The organism is Escherichia sp. WS568 (genome assembly GCF_046486085.1).
GTDB lineage: Bacteria > Pseudomonadota > Gammaproteobacteria > Enterobacterales > Enterobacteriaceae > Escherichia > Escherichia coli.
Genome location: NZ_JBJQMC010000010.1, coordinates 56328 through 76792, shown reverse-complemented (window position 1 = coordinate 76792; position 20465 = coordinate 56328). Strand labels below are relative to the sequence as shown.

The 20465-nt window shown below is 50.0% G+C and carries 21 protein-coding genes; 5 read left to right on the top strand and 16 right to left on the bottom strand.

All coding sequences use genetic code 11. The features are described from left to right. Positions 1 to 50: 50 nt before the first annotated feature. A complete protein-coding gene (locus ACJHWR_RS13140; protein WP_000985256.1) occupies positions 51 to 1064 on the top strand; it encodes a site-specific integrase in 1014 nt (337 codons plus the stop codon). A gap of 264 nt (positions 1065 to 1328) precedes the next feature. Here ACJHWR_RS13140 and ACJHWR_RS13135 read toward each other — a convergent pair whose 3' ends face one another. Then, a complete protein-coding gene (locus ACJHWR_RS13135; RefSeq protein WP_001529307.1) occupies positions 1329 to 1646 on the bottom strand; it encodes a hypothetical protein in 318 nt (105 codons plus the stop codon). A 412-nt stretch (positions 1647 to 2058) separates the two neighbouring features. Here ACJHWR_RS13135 and yegS point away from each other — a divergent pair, with 412 nt between their 5' ends. After that, positions 2059 to 2958, top strand: coding sequence for a lipid kinase YegS (yegS, locus tag ACJHWR_RS13130; protein WP_000807362.1), 900 nt, complete (start codon positions 2059 to 2061; stop codon positions 2956 to 2958). Positions 2959 to 3039: 81 nt separating this feature from the next. On the opposite strand, the gene ACJHWR_RS13125 is transcribed toward yegS, so the two are convergent. From ACJHWR_RS13125 to fbaB, 8 genes are all read right to left on the bottom strand, one after another. Further along, complete coding sequence (locus ACJHWR_RS13125; RefSeq protein WP_001295426.1) at positions 3040 to 3813, bottom strand: DeoR/GlpR family DNA-binding transcription regulator; 774 nt, start codon at positions 3811 to 3813, stop codon at positions 3040 to 3042. Between the two features lie 105 nt (positions 3814 to 3918). After that, positions 3919 to 4959: a galactitol-1-phosphate 5-dehydrogenase gene (gatD, locus tag ACJHWR_RS13120; RefSeq protein ID WP_000844196.1), complete on the bottom strand. Its 1041-nt coding sequence runs from the start codon at positions 4957 to 4959 to the stop codon at positions 3919 to 3921. A 47-nt stretch (positions 4960 to 5006) separates the two neighbouring features. Continuing rightward, positions 5007 to 6362 (bottom strand): PTS galactitol transporter subunit IIC, encoded by a 1356-nt coding sequence (locus ACJHWR_RS13115; RefSeq protein WP_000490678.1) that lies wholly within the window; start codon positions 6360 to 6362, stop codon positions 5007 to 5009. A 3-nt stretch (positions 6363 to 6365) separates the two neighbouring features. Then, positions 6366 to 6650 carry a PTS galactitol transporter subunit IIB gene (gatB, locus tag ACJHWR_RS13110; RefSeq protein WP_000823288.1) on the bottom strand — a complete coding sequence of 95 codons (285 nt, stop codon included), beginning with the start codon at positions 6648 to 6650 and terminating at the stop codon, positions 6366 to 6368. Between the two features lie 30 nt (positions 6651 to 6680). Further along, entirely contained in the window at positions 6681 to 7133 is a 453-nt protein-coding gene (gene gatA, locus ACJHWR_RS13105; RefSeq protein ID WP_000182882.1) for a PTS galactitol transporter subunit IIA, read from the bottom strand. 9 nt (positions 7134 to 7142) lie between these two features. Continuing rightward, the gene (gene gatZ / locus ACJHWR_RS13100; protein WP_000853855.1) at positions 7143 to 8405 is read right to left on the bottom strand and encodes a tagatose-bisphosphate aldolase subunit GatZ; all 1263 of its coding nucleotides are present in this window, start codon (positions 8403 to 8405) and stop codon (positions 7143 to 7145) included. A gap of 28 nt (positions 8406 to 8433) precedes the next feature. Next, the gene (gatY, locus tag ACJHWR_RS13095) at positions 8434 to 9288 is read right to left on the bottom strand and encodes a tagatose-bisphosphate aldolase subunit GatY (protein WP_000289803.1); all 855 of its coding nucleotides are present in this window, start codon (positions 9286 to 9288) and stop codon (positions 8434 to 8436) included. A 228-nt stretch (positions 9289 to 9516) separates the two neighbouring features. After that, on the bottom strand, positions 9517 to 10569 hold the full coding sequence (fbaB, locus tag ACJHWR_RS13090; protein ID WP_000129551.1) for a class I fructose-bisphosphate aldolase: 1053 nt from the start codon (positions 10567 to 10569) through the stop codon (positions 9517 to 9519). Between the two features lie 256 nt (positions 10570 to 10825). Between fbaB and ACJHWR_RS13085 the strand changes: the two genes are divergently transcribed. The 3 genes from ACJHWR_RS13085 to ACJHWR_RS13075 are packed head-to-tail and all read left to right on the top strand — an operon-like array spanning position 10826 to position 14066. Then, a complete protein-coding gene (locus tag ACJHWR_RS13085; RefSeq protein WP_000858523.1) occupies positions 10826 to 12103 on the top strand; it encodes a nucleoside permease in 1278 nt (425 codons plus the stop codon). Further along, entirely contained in the window at positions 12100 to 13104 is a 1005-nt protein-coding gene (locus tag ACJHWR_RS13080; protein ID WP_000846208.1) for an ADP-ribosylglycohydrolase family protein, read from the top strand. Before ACJHWR_RS13085 ends, ACJHWR_RS13080 begins: the two co-directional genes overlap by 4 nt. Next, on the top strand, positions 13101 to 14066 hold the full coding sequence (locus tag ACJHWR_RS13075; RefSeq protein WP_000011975.1) for a carbohydrate kinase family protein: 966 nt from the start codon (positions 13101 to 13103) through the stop codon (positions 14064 to 14066). Before ACJHWR_RS13080 ends, ACJHWR_RS13075 begins: the two co-directional genes overlap by 4 nt. On the opposite strand, the gene ACJHWR_RS13070 is transcribed toward ACJHWR_RS13075, so the two are convergent. From ACJHWR_RS13070 to ACJHWR_RS13040, 7 genes are all read right to left on the bottom strand, one after another. Beyond that, the gene (locus ACJHWR_RS13070) at positions 14040 to 14786 is read right to left on the bottom strand and encodes a GntR family transcriptional regulator (protein ID WP_000434038.1); all 747 of its coding nucleotides are present in this window, start codon (positions 14784 to 14786) and stop codon (positions 14040 to 14042) included. The two genes, ACJHWR_RS13075 and ACJHWR_RS13070, sit on opposite strands and share 27 nt — an antisense overlap. A gap of 51 nt (positions 14787 to 14837) precedes the next feature. After that, complete coding sequence (locus ACJHWR_RS13065; RefSeq protein WP_012311759.1) at positions 14838 to 15656, bottom strand: glycoside hydrolase family 25 protein; 819 nt, start codon at positions 15654 to 15656, stop codon at positions 14838 to 14840. Between the two features lie 64 nt (positions 15657 to 15720). Beyond that, on the bottom strand, positions 15721 to 16521 hold the full coding sequence (thiD, locus tag ACJHWR_RS13060) for a bifunctional hydroxymethylpyrimidine kinase/phosphomethylpyrimidine kinase (RefSeq protein ID WP_000822274.1): 801 nt from the start codon (positions 16519 to 16521) through the stop codon (positions 15721 to 15723). Next, complete coding sequence (gene thiM / locus ACJHWR_RS13055) at positions 16518 to 17306, bottom strand: hydroxyethylthiazole kinase (RefSeq protein ID WP_001195575.1); 789 nt, start codon at positions 17304 to 17306, stop codon at positions 16518 to 16520. Before thiM ends, thiD begins: the two co-directional genes overlap by 4 nt. Before the next feature lie 789 nt (positions 17307 to 18095). Continuing rightward, on the bottom strand, positions 18096 to 18377 hold the full coding sequence (locus ACJHWR_RS13050) for a hypothetical protein (protein WP_001353111.1): 282 nt from the start codon (positions 18375 to 18377) through the stop codon (positions 18096 to 18098). A gap of 5 nt (positions 18378 to 18382) precedes the next feature. Next, a complete protein-coding gene (locus ACJHWR_RS13045; RefSeq protein ID WP_000127869.1) occupies positions 18383 to 20044 on the bottom strand; it encodes a terminase large subunit in 1662 nt (553 codons plus the stop codon). Beyond that, positions 20028 to 20384, bottom strand: a complete 357-nt coding sequence (locus ACJHWR_RS13040) for a phage terminase small subunit P27 family (RefSeq protein WP_001353110.1) — start codon at positions 20382 to 20384, stop codon at positions 20028 to 20030. The genes ACJHWR_RS13045 and ACJHWR_RS13040 overlap by 17 nt, the downstream gene beginning before the upstream one ends. Positions 20385 to 20465 lie beyond the last annotated feature (81 nt).

The window sequence follows — 20465 nt, the reverse complement described above, 5'->3', positions numbered from 1 at the left end:
AAAAAGCGATTAGTAGTCGCAAAAAAACACACCACTCGGAGGGTTTTCTGATGGCAATCAAAAAACTCGATGATGGTCGATATGAAGTGGACATCCGCCCTACTGGACGTAATGGAAAACGCATCCGTAGGAAGTTTGATAAGAAAAGCGAAGCTGTCGCTTTCGAGAAATACACGTTGTACAACCACCACAATAAAGAATGGCTATCAAAACCAACAGACAAGCGACGTCTGTCGGAGCTGACACAGATCTGGTGGGATTTAAAGGGTAAACACGAAGAGCATGGGAAATCTAATCTTGGAAAAATTGAAATCTTCACAAAAATAACGAATGACCCATGCGCATTTCAAATTACGAAATCGCTTATCAGCCAGTACTGCGCCACCCGAAGAAGTCAGGGTATTAAACCTTCGAGTATCAATCGTGATTTAACATGTATTAGCGGCATGTTTACAGCCCTGATTGAAGCGGAGTTATTCTTTGGTGAGCACCCTATCAGAGGGACAAAAAGGCTTAAGGAGGAAAAACCAGACACAGGCTATCTCACGCAGGAAGAAATTGCCTTACTGCTTGCTGCTCTTGACGGCGACAACAAAAAGATTGCGATTCTTTGCCTGAGTACTGGAGCACGTTGGGGAGAAGCAGCTCGTTTGAAAGCAGAAAATATCATCCATAACCGCGTCACGTTTGTTAAAACGAAAACAAACAAACCACGCACCGTCCCGATCTCAGAGGCTGTTGCCAAAATGATCGCGGATAACAAACGAGGTTTTTTATTCCCTGATGCTGATTACCCTCGCTTCAGACGAACAATGAAAGCAATAAAACCGGATTTGCCAATGGGGCAAGCCACACATGCACTAAGGCACAGCTTTGCCACTCATTTCATGATTAATGGAGGAAGTATTATCACGCTACAACGGATACTAGGTCACACGCGGATTGAGCAAACTATGGTTTACGCTCATTTTGCGCCAGAGTACCTTCAGGACGCCATTTCTCTTAATCCGCTAAGAGGTGGTACTGAGGCCGAGAGTGTCCACACAGTGTCCACAGTAGAGTAACGTTTAAGGGCTTTCAGTGGTAATTTATGCCGCTCAAACCCGCATTGTACCGTTGAAAGCCCCTACTGGTGACACCCTAAATCTCCCTTACACGGGCTTATTTTTTATGCTTAAGCCCTATCTCTGGTAACCGTCTTCCATTGACCACATCGATAGAATCTCCCTTCATAGCACGATGCCTTTCACTTATTGGCATCGTGCTCGCACAGGTTCCGGTTACGCACAGCCAGAACGCGCATGTTTGACGCTTACCAAAAAATATTCTCACTCTCCACATTTGAATGTCAGACGAGCGACGCCATGTAATCCTGCACCTTCTGTCTTCAATTTAACTATCTGCATTTTTTTGCCCTGTGTAACACAGAAATGAACTGCATCATTTTTTACTATATTTTCTGCACCAGATATTCTACCCCTGGCTAAAGAAGCTTCGGCTTCGGTGTAGTATTGGTTATCGAGTTTACGCTGAATATTACTTTTATATGCAAGGCCAAATTTACCGATACTTGTTTCATCATTATGTACAGCACAACCAGACATAAGAAAAACACTAACTAATGATATAGCAGCTATCTTTTTCATCTTACCTTCCCCCATTAAATACCAACGACACGCTCTGGTGTTTAAATATAATAATGGCATGATTATTATAATTGAATAGGATTATAATAAATGTTCTGTACAACATTTCCTACATAAGTAGGAATTACAGACACGGATGCCCTTCCGGGAAACCCCATGGGGGGGTAATATATTTTTAATAGTATATTGAAGATGCCACTGTTCAGTTGAATATTAGGTATATGTTCTTTTTTGAAATTTATCGGTGGCTACCGTTAACATTCACTGTCCCCATTGCAAGCTCCTGGTGGTAAGCACTGAATCCCCATACCTGAACTGACTTTTTATCCTCCGACTTTCATCCTGTTCTGACTCCACCTTTTCTTTTCTGCTCTACACTATCTACAGACCAATCATAAAGGCACATACGATCATGGCAGAATTTCCCGCCAGCTTACTGATTCTTAATGGCAAAAGTACTGACAATCTACCCCTGCGCGAAGCAATTATGCTGTTGCGTGAGGAAGGAATGACGATCCATGTGCGGGTCACCTGGGAGAAAGGCGATGCCGCACGATATGTAGAGGAGGCCCGGAAGTTGGGCGTCGCAACGGTGATTGCCGGTGGTGGCGATGGCACCATTAATGAAGTTTCTACGGCGTTGATTCAGTGTGAGGGGGATGACATACCCGCGCTGGGAATTTTGCCATTAGGAACCGCCAATGATTTTGCCACCAGTGTAGGGATTCCTGAGGCACTGGATAAGGCGCTGAAACTGGCAATTGCCGGTAACGCCATTGCGATAGATATGGCGCAGGTCAACAAACAAACCTGTTTTATTAATATGGCGACAGGCGGATTTGGGACGCGTATTACCACAGAAACGCCGGAAAAATTAAAAGCCGCGCTGGGTGGCGTCTCTTACATCATTCATGGCTTAATGCGCATGGATACTCTGCAACCGGACCGTTGTGAAATCCGCGGTGAAAACTTTCACTGGCAAGGTGACGCCCTGGTCATTGGTATTGGTAACGGGCGTCAGGCTGGTGGCGGTCAGCAATTGTGCCCGAACGCGTTAATTAACGATGGCTTGCTGCAACTGCGCATTTTTACCGGCGATGAAATTCTTCCGGCTCTCGTATCAACCTTAAAATCTGACGAAGATAACCCGAATATTATCGAAGGCGCTTCGTCGTGGTTTGATATACAAGCCCCACACGAAATCACTTTTAATCTTGATGGCGAACCGTTGAGCGGACAAAACTTTCATATTGAAATACTTCCGGCGGCGTTGCGTTGTCGATTACCACCGGATTGTCCATTATTGCGTTAATCAAACTATTCTCTCTTGAACCAGGGAGAATCCGTAATGCCGGATGCGGTGTAAACACCTTATCCGGCATACAGAACAATACTACACCGTAATTAATTTTACCCGTGTCTTCTGCAATGCCAGTTTATCCACCTCAGACACAGCATCATCGGTAATAATAATGTCAATTTTTTCGATTGGCAGTACCTGATTAAAACCGCGACGATTAAATTTCGATGAATCGAGAACGGCAATCACTTTATTTGCGGCTGTGACCATCGCCCCGCTAATCGAATAGCCTTCATTAAAGGTCGTAATACCATTAACCGCATCAATACCATCAGCACCGACAAACATTAAATCGGCATTAATATCCTGCAATGAACGCTCAGCAATGGAGCCATGCATCGAGCGCGTTTTATGGCGGACCGTGCCACCGCAGACGACCAGAGTAATGTCTTTATTTTCGGAAAGGGCAAATGCTGCCGGGAGACTGTTGGTAATCACCGTGATATTTTTGGCGGTCATTAATCCTTCGGCGATAAGCATTGTCGTACTTCCGCTGTCGAGAATAACGGTCATCCCTTCGTGGATCATTTTGACTGCCGCCTGCGCTATTCTGTTTTTTGGCGCGCTGGCGAGCTGAAATCGCTCTTTAAACCCGACTTCCTGGGTCTCGGTTTCACTATTACCGGACATTATTTTCGCCGCACCGCCATGAAAGCGCGTAACCACGCCTTTTTGTTCGAGAAAGCGCAAATCGGCACGGATTGTCGCTTCCGAGGCAGCAAATACTCCCGCCAGATCCTGAACAAGCACGGTTCCCTGTTCATTCACTAATTGGATGATCTTATTCCTTCGCTCGAATGAATTCATCGTCATTTACCCATATTCAATTGTGGCTAGTGTAAACGAAGGGGGACCATTGGTGAATGATCTGTTTTGCACAATACCGGGCCAGCATCACGCTGGCCCGCGGTTTCAGGGAATGAGCAACACTTTGCCCGGCATAGCATTACGAGCGATGTCACGCACCGCCTGGGCGAAGCTTTCAAAGCTTCCACGGTGAGCGATTAATGGCTCCAGGCTTAACTTACGTTCTGTCAGCAACCGGCTCGCCGTTTCCCACTCCTGCCCCGGCCAAGGGCTGGAGTAGTTCATCCAACTGCCAATCACCGTCAGCTCTTTACGCAATATTTTGCCAAACGTTGCCGATGTTAAATGCAGATCCTGATGCAACGTGCCCACCAGCGCCAGTTGGGCATGAGGACCGGCAATCTCTACCGCCAGTTCGACGGTTTGCGGGACGCCAGCCGTCTCGAGGATAAGCTGATTAAAGCGCAGCTCGCGTAAAACGCCCTGTATTTGCGGCGCGCTCATTTCACGGCTGTTAAATGTTTGCATCGCACCGAAAGATTTTGCCAGTGCCAGTTTTTCTGAGCTAATGTCGATAGCCGTCACACTCTTTGCTCCCAGCGCGACAGCGCACTGAATTGCCAGCAGGCCAATGGTTCCGGCACCAATAATAATAACGTTTTTATTCTCACATCCTTGCGCTAAATGGAACGCATGCAGGCCAACGGTAATCGGTTCAATAAAAGCGCCATCCTCAATAGGCATATCCGCAGGTAGTGCAAAGACATTGTTTCGCTTAACGACAATATATTCGGCAAATCCACCATCACGCCGTGAGCCAATAAAATCATATTTTGCGCACTGGGAATAAAACCCTTTCAGACACTCTGGACAAGTAAAACAGGGTAATAACGGCACACAGGCAACCGCATCGCCGGGATGTAAATCATCAATACCGGATCCCACCGCATCAATATAGCCGCTAAATTCATGGCCTAACGTTATTGGATAATAATGTGCACCATTTTTAAATATCCTGGGTAAATCGGAACCACATAAGCCCGAGCTGGCAATTTTTACCCGCACCTCATCCTGATGTTTAATTTCAGGAATGACGCTTTCTGCTACGCGCACGATACCATCAGTATCATTCACCACTGATTTCATAAAAACTCCTGATTGTTAAGGGGGATAACCTCCCCCTCAGGTAAAAATTATTCTGCGAGAACGGCTTTCTCTTGTTTAATAAAACCACGCGCTCTACGCCAGGTCATGAAAATACCGGTCAGATAAATTGCGCCGATAATAATGAAACCGGGAATATTTTGCGGGGAGAAAACCTGAATCAGTAACCAGGTAATGGGAGAACCGCCCTGATCCATTGAAGCCACCATACCCCCGGCTTTTAACGCGCCCGCATTAGCCGCCAGTTGGGTGTGCAAACCAATAGTTTGCGTCGCGATCCACAGGGTGATGCTCATAATGATGACACCCGAGATTAAGGTGCGGAACAGATTTCCACGATGCACCGCGACCGCCATCGCCACAAAGAAGCCGATGGTGGCAAGGTCGCCAAACGGCAGCACCTGATTACCCGGCACACAAACAGCAATTAAAATGGTGAGCGGGATAAAAATCAGGCTTGCCGATACCACCGCCGTATGCCCCAGCAGTAATGCGGGATCCAGGCCAATCAGGAACTCCTGACCGCCGAACTTCGCCTGTAAACGACTACGGGCCTGCTTAGCGATGGGCGTTAAACCATCCATGATGGGTTTAATCACCCGTGGCATCAGCAGCATAACCGCCGCCGTTTTTACCGCCAGCTGCAATACACCTTTGACATCGTAACCCGCGAGGATGCCGATAATCAGCCCCATCACAAAACCCACGGTGACAGGCTCGCCAAACGGACCAAATTTGCGCTGAATATCGTCGGCACTAAATTTAATTCGGTTAACGCCTGGGATTTTCTCGATGATAGCATCCACCAGCACCGCAATTGGCCCCATATACGCCGACGTACCGTGCGGGATGGCAATGCCTTCCAGCTCAAAGAAATTTCGGGTATCGCGGGCAAACCAGTCGCCGAGCTTATAAACAAACGCCGCGTGAATTACCACACCCGCCATCCCTATCATCCATGAACCGGTTGCCAGATGCAGCAACGCGCCGGTGAAGGTCATATGCCAGATATTCCAGATATCAACATTTACCACCCGCGTCATACGGGTCAGTAACATCGCCACGTTAACCAGAATCGCAATCGGAATCGCCACCAGCGCAATTTGCGACGCCCAGGTCATGGGTGAAGAGCCCGGCCAGCCGACATCGACCACATGCAGATTCAGGTCGAAATTTTCCGCCATCGCTTTCGCCGCCGGACCAATGGAATCCAGCATTAAGCCAATCACAAGGCCAATGCCAACAAAGCCAATCCCGATATGCAGACCCGCTTTAAAGCAATCGCCTGCCTTCATGCCTAATATTTTAGAAAAAATAATGATGACAATCGGCAGCATCACCGTAGGGCCGAGGTCGAGAATATAACGCATGACTTCTGAAAACATAGGTCACCCCTGTAAGATAGTCAGAATTTTATTTTGTAATGCTTCGATACCGACACCAGAAACAAAAGGCATGCCGTGAACTAACGGAATATCGCCAAAACTACGATCCACCCTGGCCGTGGTGCATATCAAATGCACGCCATCCATATAGGTTTCTATTTCATTAACCCGACACTGGATTAATTCAACAGGAATATTATGACTCTGACACAACTCTTTAATTTCTTCCGCCGCCATCGTGGAGGTCGCAACCGCGCCTCCGCAAGCGACAATAATCTTGCGTTTCATAAACAGTCCTTTTTATTGTTACAGAGGGATTTATTCGTCTGAATCTAAAACATACTTTGTGAAGTATTCCTTTAACTGAGTTTCAGGAAGAGTAATTAGTGTCTCGACGATATCGGGCTGTTGTAACTTGCCAAATAAACAGCGTAAAAGTTTCAATTGCTGCTGCGGATTTTCCACAATCAACGCAATAACCAACGATACCGCCACGTCGTTATCATCATCCGCTTGCTGAAAATGAACTTTATTTGTTGGCCTTAACAGATAAATGGCTGACGACTTAGCATGAATCGCCTCACAATGCGGTATTGCAATGGCGTGCTGCTCAAGCATTATCCCGGTAGGGAATTCTGCTTCTCTGGCAATTAATGCCTGTGGCCAGGTATCATGAACCACACCTTTCGCGAGCATCTCATTACCGATATGGGCTAAAACTTCGCTACGATCGACAAAAGAAATTCCGCTACGAACAAACAGGTTAGTCATATACCGTCCTTATTCCGCACAGCCGTAGCGATAGGCGCGCAAAACATCATAAATTTTATCCATAATCAACTGATGCGGTATTGCTGATAATTCCCCGGACTGAATGCGTTCAAATTGTTTGGGAAGATACTGACTAATCATGCCCAGTGGGATGTCCACGCCTTCCAGATTCACCATCATCGTTTCGACGCTATTTTTAATCCGGCTATGCGGCCAGTAATAACGAATACGATCCGACAGGCTGTAACGAATATCCAGTAATGAATCGTGAAAACCCGTGCGATAATATTTCTTCCAGTACTGCGGTTCGTCGAGCATTACTTCTTCAATTACCGCCAGGCAACCGCTGCGATTTTCGGGGGCGATAAGTTCCTGCTCAATTTGTGCCAGCGCAAATACCGCCTCACGTAAAGCAAAGGTTAATGCGGGACCGACTTTCAATATTGCAAAGTGATCGCGGACTAATTCCCGATAGGCCGCCTGAGTCTGGTAATCGGTGGAATGCGCTTCATAAACCATTTTGGTTTTTTCTATCCATTGCGCCAGCGCCTGAGCTTCTTGCGCCTGATAATGAATAATATTGCTATGGTCAAATTCCACACCAGGCTGCACCACGATGGCAATCACGCGTGTTAACGCCTCTGCCAGACCACGGGCAATAAAGGCCTTTTGATGCGTGCGTAAAGTATTGGCGGCATCTTCAACCTGGGTGATGTGTACTGACTGAATGGCGCTGGCCTCACCACCCGGAACCGGAACTTCGGTGCCAATGACATAGCTCAGTTGCTCACGCTGGCAATCTGTCGCCACACTTTCCGCCGCCAGACAAAGCACAGCAGCTCGTTCAGCAACCGTTTCTGGGGCTAACGGTATAGGATCCCCCGCGCAGGACATTGACGCATCAAGATGAATTTTACTGAAGCCGGCACGAACATATGCCTTTACCAGCTCGACGGATTTTTCCATCGCCGCATCCGCATTTTCTTGCTGCCAGCAGTTTGGCCCCAGATGATCGCCGCCGAGAATAATGCGTTCGCGTGCAAACCCAACTTTATTGGCAATCGCAAAAACAAATTCGCGAAAGTCTGCCGGTGTCATTCCGGTATAACCGCCAAATTGATTGACCTGGTTTGACGTTGCTTCAATCAGCACTTTGCGCGTGCTGTTGCGATCAAATGCCAGCGCCGCTTCGATAACCAACGGATGGGCAGAACAGACTGAACATATGCCGATATGTTCACCAGCTTTATGCCGGGCAATTAACGTTTTCATATTTTTTCCTTGTTAAATGGCAGGTGCGTTATGCCCTGCCCTCGCAGCCACAATCGGCAATCACTTTGCTCACCACATCGCGCATTGCGAATTTAGCCGACTGCAAATAATCCCGGGGATCGGTCGCTTCGGGGTGCTCGGTCAGGTAATTTTTTAACGCCTGCGAGAAGGCATTTTTCAGCTCCGTTGCAACGTTGATTTTGCATATCCCCAGTTTGATGGTTTGCTGAATATCCTTAGTCGATAATCCTGACGCACCATGCAGCACCAGCGGTAAGTTCACCCACTGGCGAATGTTCTCCAGTCGAGAAAAATCAAGCGCCGGTGCGCTGGCATACATACCGTGAGCCGTGCCGATGGCGACCGCCAGGGAATCAATCCCGGTTGCCTCGGCAAATTCACGCGCCTGAACGGGGTTGGTGTACAACGCATCGGCTTCATTGACTTGCACATCATCTTCCTGGCCGCCAAGTTGCCCCAGCTCCGCTTCGACGCTGACATCAAAGCGATGGCAAAAATCCACCACCTCTTTGACCCGTGAAATATTTTGCGCAAAAGGCAAATGCGAGGCGTCAATCATGACTGAGCGCACGCCAGAACGAACCTTCTGAGCGATATCGTCAAATTTCGTGTGATGGTCGAGATGAATCGCCAGTGGATGGTGATATTGCTTCGCCATCGCGCTGACCAGCGCCATCAGATTTTCTGTACCGGCATGAGTAAATGTGCCGGGCGTTCCGGCGATGATGACCGGCGCATGCATGCTGGCAGCAGTTTCCACCACCACTTGCATCGTTTCGAGATTGTGAATATTGAATGCCGGAACCGCATAACCGCCGCGCTGCGCGTTGTTCAGCATCTGCTTTGTCGATACCACGTACATTTTCATATCCTGTCGTTTGTTTTCGATTTCAAAATACAATGAAATGATTTGTTTTCAAATGTCGAGATAACGATCACAAAAACGACAATGTGAAAATTAATCAGAATTACAGGCAAAAAAAACGGCCTCCCGTTAGGGAAGCCGTAGCAAAGTGCGCGTGTTTTTATGCCGGATGCAACGTAAACGCCTTATCCGCCCTACGGGGTAGTGCTGTTCGTATGAGGCGTATCAGGCAATAGTAATTTTGCTATCGAGATAAACGTCCTGCACGGCGTTAATCAGTTTCACGCCGTCAGCCATCGATTTCTTGAACGCCTTACGTCCAAGAATCAGCCCCATTCCGCCAGCGCGTTTGTTGATAACCGCAGTACGCACTGCATCGCTGAGGTCAGTTTCACCGCCCGCAGCACCGCCGGAGTTTATCAACCCAGCCCGGCCCATATAGCAGTTAGCTAACTGATAACGCACCAGATCAATCGGGTTTTCGCTGGTCAATTTGCTGTAGACGCGATCGTCGGTATAACCGTAATTAATCGCTTTATAGCCGCCGTTATTTTCCGCCATTTTTTGTTTGACGATATCTGCACCTATGGTTGCCGCCAGATGGTTCGCCTGACCAGTCAGGTCGGCGGAAACATGGTAATCAACGCCATCTTTCTTAAAGGCGGAGTTACGCAAATAGGCCCACAGCACTGTCACCATGCCCAGCTCGTGCGCACGTTCAAAAGCCGCAGAAATTTCTTCAATCTGGCGACGTGACTCTTCCGAGCCAAAATAGATAGTCGCCCCAACCGCCACCGCGCCCATATTGAACGCCTGCTCCACGCTGGCATACAGCGTTTGATCGTAGGTATTCGGGTAACTTAGCGTCTCGTTGTGATTAAGTTTGACGAGGAATGGAATGCGATGCGCGTAACGCCGCGATACCGATGCCAGCACGCCGTAAGTTGACGCCACGCAGTTACAGCCCGCTTCGATCGCCAGTTCAACAATGTTTTTCGGGTCAAAGTAGAGCGGGTTAGCGGCAAATGAAGCTCCGGCAGAGTGCTCAACGCCCTGGTCAACCGGCAGAATAGAAAGATATCCTGTGCCAGCCAGACGCCCGGTGTTGTACAACGTCTGCATATTACGTAACACCGCTGGCGGGCGATTATTGTCAATCATCACGCGGTCTACGTAGTCATGTCCGGGGAGATAAAGCTGGTCAGAAGGAATAGTCATACAACGGTGCTGTAAAAGGTTGTCGGCGTCTTTGCCAAGCAACTGCGCAATATCTGTCATTACTATGCTCCCGTAAATTCCGATTGGATATCGGCTATGGATTGTCCTGGCCCGCCTTTTGCGGGCAATCATAATCCTGGTCGTTACGGGCGAGTTTTTCCATCTTTTGGATGTTTTTTCAGCGTTTTCTGTTGGCTCGATTCATCAGAAAAAATGTTACAGCGGTCAAGTTTTCACCGCAAAGGTATTTAAAAGGTATTATTAAGTGGTATTGTCATCGCGTACCTTACATTACCTGTCATGAAGGAATTAAAAGATGAAAACAACAGCAAAGCTGTCGTTCATGATGTTTGTTGAATGGTTTATCTGGGGCGCGTGGTTTGTGCCATTGTGGTTGTGGTTAAGTAAAAGCGGTTTTAGTGCCGGAGAAATTGGCTGGTCGTATGCCTGTACCGCCATTGCGGCGATCCTGTCGCCGATTCTGGTTGGCTCCATCACTGACCGCTTTTTCTCGGCACAGAAAGTGCTGGCGGTATTGATGTTCGCTGGTGCGGTGCTGATGTATTTCGCTGCGCAACAGACCACTTTTGCCGGCTTCTTCCCGTTACTGCTGGCCTACTCGCTAACCTATATGCCGACCATTGCGCTGACTAACAGTATCGCTTTTGCCAACGTGCCGGATGTGGAGCGTGATTTCCCGCGCATTCGTGTGATGGGCACTATCGGCTGGATTGCCTCTGGTCTGGCATGTGGATTCTTGCCGCAAATGCTGGGTTATGCCGATATCTCACCGACGAACATCCCGCTGCTGATTACTGCCGGAAGTTCTGCTCTGCTTGGTGTGTTTGCGTTTTTCCTGCCCGACACGCCACCAAAAAGCACCGGCAAAATGGATATTAAAGTCATGCTCGGCCTGGATGCGCTGATCCTGCTGCGCGATAAGAACTTCCTCGTCTTTTTCTTCTGTTCATTCCTGTTTGCGATGCCACTGGCGTTCTATTACATCTTTGCCAACGGTTATCTGACCGAAGTTGGCATGAAAAACGCCACTGGCTGGATGACGCTCGGCCAGTTCTCTGAAATCTTCTTTATGCTGGCATTGCCGTTTTTCACTAAACGCTTTGGTATCAAAAAGGTATTGTTGCTTGGTCTGGTCACCGCTGCGATCCGCTATGGCTTCTTTATTTACGGTAGTGCGGATGAATATTTCACCTACGCGTTACTGTTCCTCGGCATTTTGCTGCACGGCGTAAGTTACGATTTTTACTACGTTACCGCTTACATCTATGTCGATAAAAAAGCCCCCGTGCATATGCGTACCGCTGCGCAGGGGCTGATCACGCTCTGCTGCCAGGGCTTCGGCAGTTTGCTCGGCTATCGTCTTGGCGGTGTGATGATGGAAAAGATGTTCGCTTATCAGGAACCGGTAAACGGACTGACTTTCAACTGGGCCGGGATGTGGACTTTCGGCGCGGTGATGATTGCCATTATCGCCGTGCTGTTCATGATTTTTTTCCGCGAATCCGACAACGAAATTACGGCTATCAAGGTCGATGATCGCGATATTGCGTTGACACAAGGGGAAGTTAAATGAAAACAGAACGTATTCTCGGTGCTCTTTATGGGCAGGCGTTAGGGGATGCGATGGGGATGCCCTCCGAGCTTTGGCCGCGCAGTCGCGTCAAAGCACACTTTGGCTGGATTGACCGTTTTCTGCCTGGGCCAAAGGAGAATAACGCAGCCTGTTATTTTAACCGCGCCGAATTCACCGACGATACCTCGATGGCGCTGTGTCTGGCGGATGCGTTACTGGAACGTGAAGGCAAGATCGATCCGGATCTGATTGGGCGTAATATTCTCGACTGGGCGCTGCGTTTCGACGCCTTTAACAAAAACGTACTAGGTCCGACCTCGAAGATTGCGCTTAACGCCATTCGCGACGGTAAACCCGTTGCTGAACTGGAAAATAACGGCGTGACCAACGGCGCAGCGATGCGCGTCTCGCCATTAGGTTGTTTGCTTCCGGCGCGCGATATTGACTCTTTTATTGATGATGTGGCGCTGGCCTCCAGCCCGACACATAAATCCGATCTGGCGGTTGCGGGGGCGGTAGTCATCGCATGGGCGATTTCTCGTGCCATTGACGGAGAAAGCTGGTCAGCGATTGTTGATTCACTGCCTTCAATTGCGCGACATGCTCAACAAAAACGCATCACTACCTTCAGCGCCTCACTGGCAGCACGTCTGGAGATTGCGCTGAAAATTGTGCGCAATGCCGATGGCACCGAATCCGCCAGCGAACAGCTTTACCAGGTCGTTGGCGCAGGTACCAGCACTATTGAGTCCGTTCCGTGCGCCATTGCGCTGGTTGAACTGGCACAAACCGACCCGAACCGTTGCGCCGTCCTGTGCGCTAACCTTGGCGGCGACACAGACACCATCGGTGCTATGGCGACGGCAATTTGTGGCGCGTTGCATGGCGTTAACGCTATCGATCCTGCGTTAAAGGCGGAACTGGATGCAGTAAATCAGCTTGATTTCAACCGCTATGCCACGGCGCTGGCGAAGTATCGCCAACAACGGGAGGCGATATGAGCGGCGCTCGATTACACACGCTGCTGCCTGAATTAACCACGCGTCAGCCGGTGATGGTCGTCGGCGCGGCGGTCATTGATGTGATCGCCGACGCTTATGCCCTCCCCTGGCGTGGGTGCGATATCGAACTGAAACAGCAGAGCGTTAACGTTGGCGGCTGCGCACTGAATATTGCCGTGGCGTTAAAGCGCCTCGGCATCGAAGCGGGTAATGCCTTGCCGCTCGGTCAGGGCGTGTGGGCGGAGATTATTCGCAACCGGATGGCAAAAGAGGGCTTAATCAGCCTGATCGATAACGCCGAAGGTGATAACGGCTGGTGTCTGGCGCTGGTTGAGCCTGATGGCGAACGCACTTTTATGTCATTCAGCGGTGTGGAAAATCAGTGGAATCGCCAGTGGCTGGCGCGATTAACCGTTGCGCCTGGCAGCCTGCTCTATTTTTCCGGTTATCAACTGGCCTCGCCCTGCGGCGAATTGTTAGTGGAATGGCTGGAAGAGCTGCAAGACGTGACGCCATTTATCGATTTTGGCCCACGTATTGGCGATATCCCGGATGCATTACTGGCGCGGATCATGGCCTGTCGACCTTTAGTGTCACTCAATCGTCAAGAGGCTGAGATTGCCGCCGAACGTTTTGCTTTATCCGCAGAGATAACAACACTAGGCAAGCAATGGCAGGAGAAATTTGCCGCGCCGTTGATCGTTCGTCTCGATAAAGAGGGCGCATGGTATTTCAGCAACGACGCTTCTGGCTGCATTCCGGCATTTCCAACGCAAGTTGTAGACACCATTGGGGCGGGCGACAGTCATGCCGGCGGCGTACTTGCCGGGCTGGCCTCTGGTCTGCCACTGGCGGATGCCGTATTACTGGGCAATGCAGTGGCGTCGTTGGTTGTCGGGCATCGGGGCGGTGATTGTGCGCCAACGCGCGAGGAACTACTCCTCGCACACGAAAACGTATAGATCGCTGCGACAGTGGCTGATGCTGTACTCAATAGGCCGTTGCTGTTGGTCAAGCGCCACTTGCTTGATCACCAGCACCGGTATTTTGCTATCTAACTGAATATGTGACTGAAACTCGGCATCCGGCATCCGGGCGCTAACGCGGGAACGCGTACGTTGTGGGTAAATGTGCTGGCTGCGGAAGTAGTCATAAAGAGAAATCCCGATGGCATCAACATCATGAATTAAATGTGCCGGAACCCACGATTCCTCAATCGATACCGCTTCTTCATCGACATAGCGAATACGCTTAAGCAAAAAGACATCACTTCCCGCTTCGACCGCCAGCTGCTGCGCAACTTCTTCGGGACATTTCACGACACGCTTGTTAACCCATAGCGTATCGGGCTTTTTCCCGCGCAATACCACCTGCTGAGAAAAACCTCGCGCTTCTTTCAACGAGTATTCGAAGATGTTGTTGATCTGCGTACCGTAACCACGCGAACGCGTCACCACGCCCTCTTCTTCCAGCGCCTGCATCGCCTTGCGCACCGTAATGCGCGAAACGCCGGTTAACTGACTTAAATCACGCTCACCGGGCAAAATATTGCCATGCTCCAGCACCCCGCTGCGCACGGCATTTTTTACCGTTTCGGCAAACTTAATATAAAGCGGCGTGTTATCCGCCGCTAAAATACGTTCGTTCAGTTGGGCAATCAGCTGGGTATGCGCTTGTTCCATTTGTCTTTTTCCTGCCGGGGAGTCTGGTGGGAGTATATCACTGCTTCTTATTTAAGGCGTTTCTTTAATCCCATCAACGAATCCCTGCAACTCCTCCTCTGTGCCATTAAACACATTAAAATCCACCGGACCATTAATGCCATCTACCTGCCCACGGTCGGAATGCTGCCAGAAGCGCCAGGCCATGCCGTCATTGTCCGGACGACGTTGATAGTAGTGAGCCACCCACCACGGATATTCATTGAAATAGCCCGCCAGATTCGTGTGATAAAAAACGGCTCCTGAGTAAATAATCGGCTTTTTTCCCGTGCGTTTTTCGACCATTTTTAGCCACTGACTTACCCGCTTGCGTAATTCTTTTGCCGATAATTTTCCCCGTTCTTCTACGTCCAGCACGGCAGGTAAATCGCCTTGTGAGAAATCCACCGTTTGCAGAAATAATCGCGCCTGAACTGAAGCGGATACCGACGGGGAGAAATAATGATACGCCCCGCGCAGCAGGCCATTTTCGCGGCTTAGTTGCCAGTTACGCGAAAAATAGGGGTCCACCAGCTTTTCGCCTTCCGTCGCCTTAATAAAGGCAAATTGTAAGCGAATACCGTTATCGCGCATTTTTGCCACCCGCTGCCAGTCGATTCGCTCCTGCCAGCGTGAAACATCAATACCATGAATGGTGTAACTGGCAGGAATGCGAATAGCAAAAGATTTGACCGGGCGATAACCGTAGAAGTGGATGTAGTCTTTAATCTGAATTGCTGTCGAATAGAAAAAATTCACCGTCTGACGCGGATAAATTGCAACGATGGAAATTAGCCCAAGAGCGCATAATAAAACGGTGAATTTTTTTCGACTGGTGATTCTCAGCTGCATTGGTTTCATCCCTGAATGTCAGCGCCAAAGGCTGACAATAACCAAAGCAGCTATAGTACGGTGCTCACCACCAAGCGTGGAAGTGGTGAACCGGACCAATACCGTGACCAACTTCCAGCGTGTCGGCCTGGGCTAACGCCGATGAAAGCCAGCTTTTTGCCTCCTGTACGGTGTCAGCCCAGTTTGTATGGCGCGGGCGCAGTGCAGCCAACGCCGCAGAGAGCGTACAACCAGTGCCGTGAGTGTTTTTGGTCATAATGCGCGGTGCGGTAAACCGTTGTTCACCCTCGCGGGTAAACAGCCAGTCCGGGCTTTGCTCATCATCCAGATGACCACCTTTCATTAGCACTGCGCCACAGCCCATCGCCAACAGCGATCGCCCTTGTTCCAGCATTTCCTGTTCGGTGCGCGCGTGTGGCGCGTCGAGCAAGGCGGCTGCTTCGGGCAAGTTTGGCGTTATTAATGAAACCTGTGGCAATAATCGACTGCGCAGCGTAGCAACCGCCGAAGGTGAAAGCAGCGGGTCGCCGCTTTTTGCCAGCATAACGGTGTCGAGTACCACGTTTTGGATCTGATAACGTTGCAACCGTTCTGCCACCGCTTCAACAATATCAGTTTCCGCCAACATACCGATTTTAGTGGTGTCGATTCGCACATCGCTGAACACCGAATCGAGCTGGGCGGCGACAAAATCAGGCTCAATGCGATACACCGACTGTACGCCACGGGTATTTTGCGCCACCAGTGCAGTAATCACTGAGCAACCATAAGCGCCAAGTGCCGAGAAGGTTTTAAGATCGGCCTGAATCCCCGCACCACCACTCGGATCAGTACCGGCAATCGTCAGAGCGTTAATTCGTTTCATGCCTGCACCTCCTGCGTCAATTGCCAGAGCGCATCAAGGAAATGTGGAACAAAACTGCCTGGCCCCTCGCTTCTGGCGACTGCGCGTTCTCCGGCTTGTTTCATCCAGTGACAGGCAAATGCGATATTTTCCAGCGTATCGCCTGGTAGCGCACAACAGGCAGCGACAACCGCCGATAGTGCACAGCCAGTTCCTACCACTTTGGTCATTAGCGGATCGCCACCGTGAATGCCAACGATACGATGTCCATCGGTAACATAATCCACCTCGCCAGTGACCACGACGATTGCGCCAGTTTCCCGTGCCAGTGTTTGTGCAGCAGGTATCGCGTTAGCTGCGGCATCAGTGGTATCCACTCCCCGTCCGCCATTAGCAACGCCAGCTAATGCCATGATTTCCGAAGCATTACCACGTATGGCGGTTGGCTTATGAGACAGAAGTTCCAGACAAAAACGGCGGCGATAATCGAGTGCACCCACCGCTACTGGATCAAGCGTCCAGGGTGTTTGAGAGCGTTTTGCCTGTTCAACGGCGGCACGCATCGCCTGTGCGCGTGGCTGCGTCAGCGTGCCAACGTTAATCAGCAACGCACTGGCGATTGCCGCAAACTGACTGGCCTCTTCGGTTTCGATGACCATCGCTGGCGATGCACCGAGCGCCAGTAAGGTATTGGCAGTAAAGGTTTGCACCACATCATTGGTCATACAGTGCACAAGGGGGGAATGTTTGTGAAAAAGATGTAACGCGTGCGCAGATTGCGCGGAACTCAGCAGGTCGACTTGCATAGTTTGCTCCTGCCATAACGTGAAGAAGCAATGACCTGGTGGTCCGTGACTTCCCTACGCTGGCATTATCCAGATCAGGTGATACGGGTATTTCTTACTAATTCCTGTTAGTAATTGATAATAAATAAGTTTTTAAGAATGCATAAATTAAAAGCCTCAAAACTGACCACACAACTGACCACACATTTCGTTGAAGCTCTACGAACAACGATGAACAATAACAAACAAAAGGGAAATTTGCTGGTGGTTTTGCGTAACCGTTATCATTTTCCGGCTATCCGTCATGAAGCTGGTGGATGATCTGCGTGGTGATTTCCACCATTCAGAGCAGGGGCGGTCATCATGACCATGCCATAACAAAAACCCCATATTCGTGGGTTTTCTGTGTTGTGGCTATTCTGCCGTTGCCGTGCTGGTGGATATTTCCGGTATGTGGCTCACCATATCGGCATCAGGCCCACCAGCGTGAAGCGTTTTTCATTTTTCGCGGGTATAAAAAATCGATGGGGCTGGCAGTCCGGAAGACGTCAGGGTACAGAGATTTGACCCGCCCCTCCCTGTGCATGAGCACAATAAGTAACCGAAGGCGGAATTCCGCCCTCGGTGCTCACATATGAGAAACGATATTTCTTACACCGATACCCTTTATTTGGGTATCGCGAGTAAGCCCCAAAATCTGGGTGTTACTCTTACTACCCAAACTACGGGTAGTTTCATAGTCGAGTTGCAGATCTGCAACTCGCCACCAGTTGCTAAGTGCATTTTTGCACTTTCGGTAATATCAACCAGTTACCGCCGTAAGTGCTCCGGCTTCCTCCACTGGTAAGTATTTTTCGCGCTCTCCCTCCGTTGTTGAGAACGGCGACGGTATGCCAGCAACTCAAGAACTCTGGTTCGTATGTTGCGCATATCCACGCCGTTAAGCTCAATACCGTCACGGCGCATTACCTCAGCCACCACACGCGCGTAATTTTCGGCTATCACGCTGTCCGGCTGTGTAGCCTGTTCGTCAGGCTGCTGACTGATTCCGGTAATGCGGCGAATTATTTTTAGTAGATCAGTTTCAGTCATTCTCGTCATACCCCATCAAATGCCGCAAGTCGCTCTTTCTGGCTGTCGCTCATATCAAATGCAAATTCCTCATGCTCAGCCTGGAATGTGCCAAACGCCATCAGCGCCGCAACGCTCGGGTCTATCTTATTGGATGATTTTTTCTTGTTCGGCTTGATATTGGCGTTCGCGTCACTCTGCATCACAACATTACTCATTGACCAGGCCAGCACCGGATCACCACGATGAACAATCACCTTCCGGTTAACAAAAACTTCGAACGATTTCGCCGCCGGACTAAAACGAAGGTACGTTTGCGGGAACGGCTCCACCTCAAATCCCGCTCCCTGTAGCTGCGTCCTCAGGTGCGTGGCGTTCCATGTATCGAAACCCACCAGCCTGATATTGAAATTCTCTGCATCCGCCATGATGTCATCACGGATACGGTCATAATCAATGCAGTCACCCGGTGTTGTGCGTATCCAGCCCGCCTTTGCCCACTGGCGATAGATGGCGCGGTTTTTATTGGCAGGGTTCTGTAGCTGAAATTCCGGTAGATAGTGACGTGAAACCAGCATAATCTTTTTACCGACCGGAAAGGCATAGCACACGCTGGAAATATCGCTGGTTGATGATAAGTCCAGCCCCGCATAGCACTCCTGCCCGTATAAATCCGCCTCAGCGAACGTTCCGGCGCACTCCGCCCATGCACCGTTACCCATCCACGGCGTAGCCCCCTGACACCAGATATTGAATCGCTTGGTGAGCATTTCCACCCACTGCGACGGAATACCCCGCGCTTTCTGGATGGTTGAGGCCAGTTTTTCACGATCGACGGAAACATCGATATTGGGATTCGCCTTTATCCACATCGCCGGATCGTCAACCTCGCTTTCATCATCCAGCTCGTAAATCAGTACGAACATGGATTCGTTCACCTCTTCACCATCCAGTATCTGGCAGCAATAGTCGTAGTGTTGTTTACAGGCTGAAACAACGTTGCTCCCCGATGTGGTGATGGCAAATAACAGCCCCTCCGGACGCGCCCCCATCCCCAGTTCAAGTGCGGAATAAACCCCGTTGTCTGGGTGCAGGTGATATTCATCCACAATGGCAAGACTCGGGTTTGTCCCCTCAATGGTTGCCGCTTTTGCTGCCAGTGGCTTTAACAGGCTGTTGGTTTTCGGGTGTATCACCTTGTGCGCCTGAATATTTACCCGCTTTCGTAACGGTCGGGATAAAAGGCACATCTGACGCGCATCATCAAACACGATCCGCGCCTGATCACGACTCACGGCGGCGGTGTAAATATCCTGCTGCCCGTTTTCCATAACCAGAAACCAGTTAGCCAGGATAGCGGCGACCGTGGATTTGGCATTTTTTCGCGGTACTTCAATGAATGCGCTGGTGTATTTGCGCCGTCCGGTGGCCTTAACCTTAAATCCCAGGATGCAGGCAAAGGCGAACTGCTGCCACGGCTCAAGTTCAATGGGGCTACCGCGCATTGCGCCTTTTACGTGCGGGCACACCCGGGAAAAGGCAATAAACCGCTCCACGACCTCCGGATCGAACGTGTAAAGGGAGTTTTCAAGGTCAGAAAAATACCGTTTAACAGCCTGTTTCAGTCGTTTACAGGCCGTAATTTTGCCGTTTTTTACGCCTTCTGCGTACTCATGCCAGGCGGTCAAGTTCGTCCTCTTCCTCTGTTTCCGGTGGATTTCTGCGACGGCTTACCGGGTCAAAACCCAGCAAAGAAGCCATTTTGATCATTATTCTTTCTGCGTCAGCCTTTGCGCTCAGTGCGGGGTTTCTGCTCTCGCTGCCCTGACTGTTAACAATGCTGAACCCGCGCGTCGCAAGGTCTTCGACGGCTTTGCGGTATATAGAGTAGTTAACGCAATACAGTTCCAGATTGCTCCAGTCGGCGGGGGTAAGGTCTTCCCGCCCGGAAAGCTGGCGCGATTTTTCCTTCCACTGCCTGACCGCGATTTCATCCAGGTAAGCGGGGGCTTTTGGTGGTCTTGCCATGTTCTTTTTTCGCCCAATTATTTTCAAAAAAATTACCGTGCACAAAAATTTGAGGGGGCGGTCGGTGTCCGGCAGGGACGG